This is a genomic window from Fusibacter sp. (assembly GCF_057447755.1).
Genome location: NZ_JBVBZF010000319.1, coordinates 1 through 3,955, shown reverse-complemented (window position 1 = coordinate 3,955; position 3,955 = coordinate 1). Strand labels below are relative to the sequence as shown.

The window sequence follows — 3,955 nt, the reverse complement described above, 5'->3', positions numbered from 1 at the left end:
CTGCTGCAATTATAGATACAAGTCCACAAAGGACATACATAATTTCCAATAACATGTCTTTCATTATCATCACTCTCCCTTTTCAAATATGACTTCTGTTGTTTGCGCTAACTTTTGGTCCAATCGCCAATAAGAAATGCCAGAATAGATAAAAGTAATGATTGCAACCGGAATTGAGGCCTTAGCGACATCAAGTGGGTTGACCGTGGTGCCCAGCTCACCTAACGTACCAACAATCAAGAGTACCCCTGCTGAGGCAACAAAGACATTTTGTCCAAAGAAATTTCCATAGTTTTCCGAAGCTGCTGCATGACCTTTTATAATTTCTTCAGCATCCTCACCCAAGATTGGATTGTTGTTTTTAGCTGCGCCAAACGCCATTGGATTGATCAGTGGTCTTATAAACTGGACATGTCCACCCAGTCTTACAGATAGGGCACCCGCAATAAGTCTGATCAAGGTATAAATAGAAAGAACACTGCCAGCTGTTAACTTTTTCATACTGGAAATAAGATTTGCCGCTTGTTCTCTCAAGCCATAACGCTCTAAAATACCAATGACAGGCAAGGTTAATAAGAAGAGTGACATATATCTTGTCTTAACAAATGATGTACCGATGACATCGAAAATTTGCATCAAGTCCATTCCCCCAACAAGACCTGTTGCGATACCTGCCGTAATAACAACTGCCAAGGTATCATACTTTTTAATAAAACCAATAACAATAATTAAAATGCCGATGAGTTTTAACATAAACTTTCCTCCTTTTCCCCTGTGGTTATATATACTCTATTTTAATTTGAGAAAAAGTTCTGTTATCAGCTTTTTATTTTTTTGTCATCTGGCTTACACTTTTTTATAAGCCAGATGACAATACCTCTATTTTTGGATTACCACACAAAGTATTTTAGCCGATTCGTCAAAAGGCTCACCTTTAACATCTGAATAAAACTCAACTTTTTGATGTTTAATTGCTTTCAGCCTCTCAAGGATGCTTTTTTTAGTGAAGTAATGCGTCCAAACCCTTGCAGTGGTCAAATTGTTTTCAGAATCTAATAAAACATATTGGTTAAGCTTGATGTTCGGCTCATAATCCCACTGCCTTTCAAAGCAAATATAGGGATGTGGTTTCCAGTATCCAGACACTTCCTGCAAATACCAATCGGACTTCAAAGCCATATCCTCGTAATAGTGGTTGGTCAGCACATCGAAAATCAGCTTGCCCCCCGGCTTCAACCATTTGTCAACATTCTCCAATAGCTTGATTTGTTCATGCGCTTTCAGTGCACCAAAATCACAATAGATGAGGGTAATCACATCAAAGGTCTCTTCAAGCACTAGATCCAAGTAATCTGCCTTTATATAGCAGATGTCATTACCCATGAGGTTTGCCCGATCTCTTGCATATTGGATGGATCTACTTGAATAATCAACACCTGTCACCTCATAGCCCCTCTCTAGGAATCTTTCTGTATAGAGTCCCGGACCACAACCTAGATCCAATAGCTTTGGATACTCATCTGCAGGCGCTATGCTAGAGATCCAATCAACCGATTGGTCAATAAAAGCCCTATTTCGGCTAGCTGCTTCCGTCTGTTCTGATAGATGGGCTTCCAACATGCCTTTGGAGATATGGTCATCACGCCATATCTCTAAGTCACCCTCTTCATAAAGTGGTGGTTTTCTAAGTTTTTCTGCCAAGGCTTCAAAGGTTATCCTTTTATTGGCGCTTCTAATTTGGTCATTTGTATTTTTAGAGTTTGTATTTTTAGAATTCATCTTCATTTCCTTTCTCACCATTGATGAATGGTTTAAACGTAATTGTATTTTAGGCTTCATTTTTGTATATAAGAAAAATCGTTTATTAAAACAAGGTCAATTGCTTAGGATAAGATCAAAACCCTCTTTGATGACCCTAAGCAATTAAAAAGGCGCTATAGATTAGATCTATAACGCCTGAGCAGGTGTGCTGTAAGCCGGAGATCTAAACGCAAAATCTTTTCTGAATGAAAATGGGAACACTAACCAACCTTATCTGCAATCTAGCAAATAACGTTAATGCCAATTTTATTCAACTCAAGATTTTTCGTTCTTCTCCACGCTTGTCTTATACTATTCGATTATTTAGCATCAAGCAAAGCCGGATGACATACCACCTTTCAATTTTCCTTATATACACTTTCATATTAAAACGGGCTGAATTAAGTGTCAAGGGAAAAAACAATTATAATTTTTCAGCCAAAGCACGACCATAAGCCCTACATGCTTCTACCGCTTCTTCATCTGGTTTCCAAAGGACACCTAGACCTTCAGCGAGGATTTCAAATCCACATTTTTCGAGTTCTTCTGTCATGAGCTTAGGGGATTCACCACTCCAACCATAACTGCCAAAGCCGGCTGCTTTCTTGTTTTTAAACTTTAAACCCTTCATAATTTCAAGTGTGGATGCCATTGCTGACAAAATGCCTTTATTGATGGTCGAAGAGCCTGCCAATACGAGCTTGGCCTTGAACACTTCTGAAATCACGTCGTTCTTATCTGCCTTACTTACATTGAAGAGTTTGATATTTAAAGTTGGGTCTATGGCCTTGATGCCTTCAGCAATGCCCTCTGCCATAATTTTGGTCGCATTCCACATGGTATCATATAAAATCGTTACTTGGTGCTCTTGATAATTGTCTGCCCATTTTAGGTATTGCTCAACAATTTGTGTCGGATTGTCTCTCCAGATAATGCCATGTGAGGTACAAATCATGCTCACAGGCACATTTAAGCCAAGCACCTCATGAATTTTCTTAGTGACTAAGGGGCTAAAGGGTGTAAGGATATTAGCATAGTACTTTATGGCTTCCTGATAAAGCTCTGCCTGGTCTACAAGGTCGTTGTACATGAGCTCTGATGCATAATGCTGACCAAAGGCATCATTGCTGAATAAAATGGCATCACTGGTATAATAGGAAAACATGCTATCAGGCCAGTGTAGCATTGGCGCTTCTATAAAGACAATTTTCCCAGACCCAAGATCAAGTGTATCCCCTGTCTTCACTTCGACGAAATTCCAATCTTGGTGGTAGTGTCCCTTTAAAGACTTCACACCATTTTTTGTACAGTAAATTGGGGTATCCGGTATGAGCTTCATGAGCTCTGGAAGGGCACCACTATGATCAACCTCTGCATGATTTGCAATAATATAATCAATCTTGTTCAAATCAATAACCGTTTTTAAGTGTTCAACATATTCCTTTGAAAAAGGCATCCAAACAGTATCGATTAATACCGTCTTTTCATCTTGGATCAAGTAGGAGTTGTATGACGACCCCCTATGTGTGGAATACTCTTCACCGTGGAATTTTTTAAGCTCCCAGTCTATTTTACCAACCCAAGTGATTTTTTCATTAATCTTAAACATACTCATACTCCTTTCAATCTATCTGTAAGTCACAACTCATTACCGCAAACCTTGTCAATAGCCTCATCTATTACATACCACTTGATTTAAATAACAAGCATATAATGTTAAAACATGGTCGAATAACCAATGAATTAATTTCCGACTTATATCTTAAAATATATTTTGATTATAATTGCGGTTTAAATATTGGTTTTATCCACCTTAAAATCTTTTAAAGAGAATGTTGTTTTCAGAGTGAACGTGCATGTACATATCAGTAACAAGGGCTTTTAGCTTGTCGTAAGTAAGGGCGTAAGTTGTACATGCGTTTTCAGGCAAGGTGAAATGGTCGGTCAAATCCGTTAACTTATGAAGGGCATCTCCTGCACCATCATGCTCGGCCTCAAGCATTTCAATTAAGGCCCCTATGTTGGCATCCCCTTGAAGTATTTTAGGGAAGAGTTGCTTTTCTTCTTTCACAAGGTGCGCTTCCAGTTCCACCTTTAAGAGACCAAAGGTCTTATGAATCTCATAAAGTTCAGGGTGTCGCTCTCCATGTACATT

General features: G+C 38.8%; 4 protein-coding genes. All 4 read right to left on the bottom strand.

Annotated elements, in window-relative coordinates; genetic code table 11:
• Window positions 1–69: 69 nt before the first annotated feature.
• Complete coding sequence (locus AC220I_RS19345) at window positions 70–753, bottom strand: DUF969 domain-containing protein (RefSeq protein WP_486725505.1); 684 nt, start codon at window positions 751–753, stop codon at window positions 70–72.
• A gap of 126 nt (window positions 754–879) precedes the next feature.
• Window positions 880–1,779: a class I SAM-dependent methyltransferase gene (locus tag AC220I_RS19340; RefSeq protein WP_486725504.1), complete on the bottom strand. Its 900-nt coding sequence runs from the start codon at window positions 1,777–1,779 to the stop codon at window positions 880–882.
• Between the two features lie 445 nt (window positions 1,780–2,224).
• A complete protein-coding gene (locus AC220I_RS19335; RefSeq protein ID WP_486725503.1) occupies window positions 2,225–3,409 on the bottom strand; it encodes an anaerobic nitric oxide reductase flavorubredoxin in 1,185 nt (394 codons plus the stop codon).
• A gap of 204 nt (window positions 3,410–3,613) precedes the next feature.
• On the bottom strand, window positions 3,614–3,955 hold a 342-nt coding region (locus AC220I_RS19330), incomplete at its 5' end, for a hemerythrin domain-containing protein (protein WP_486725502.1).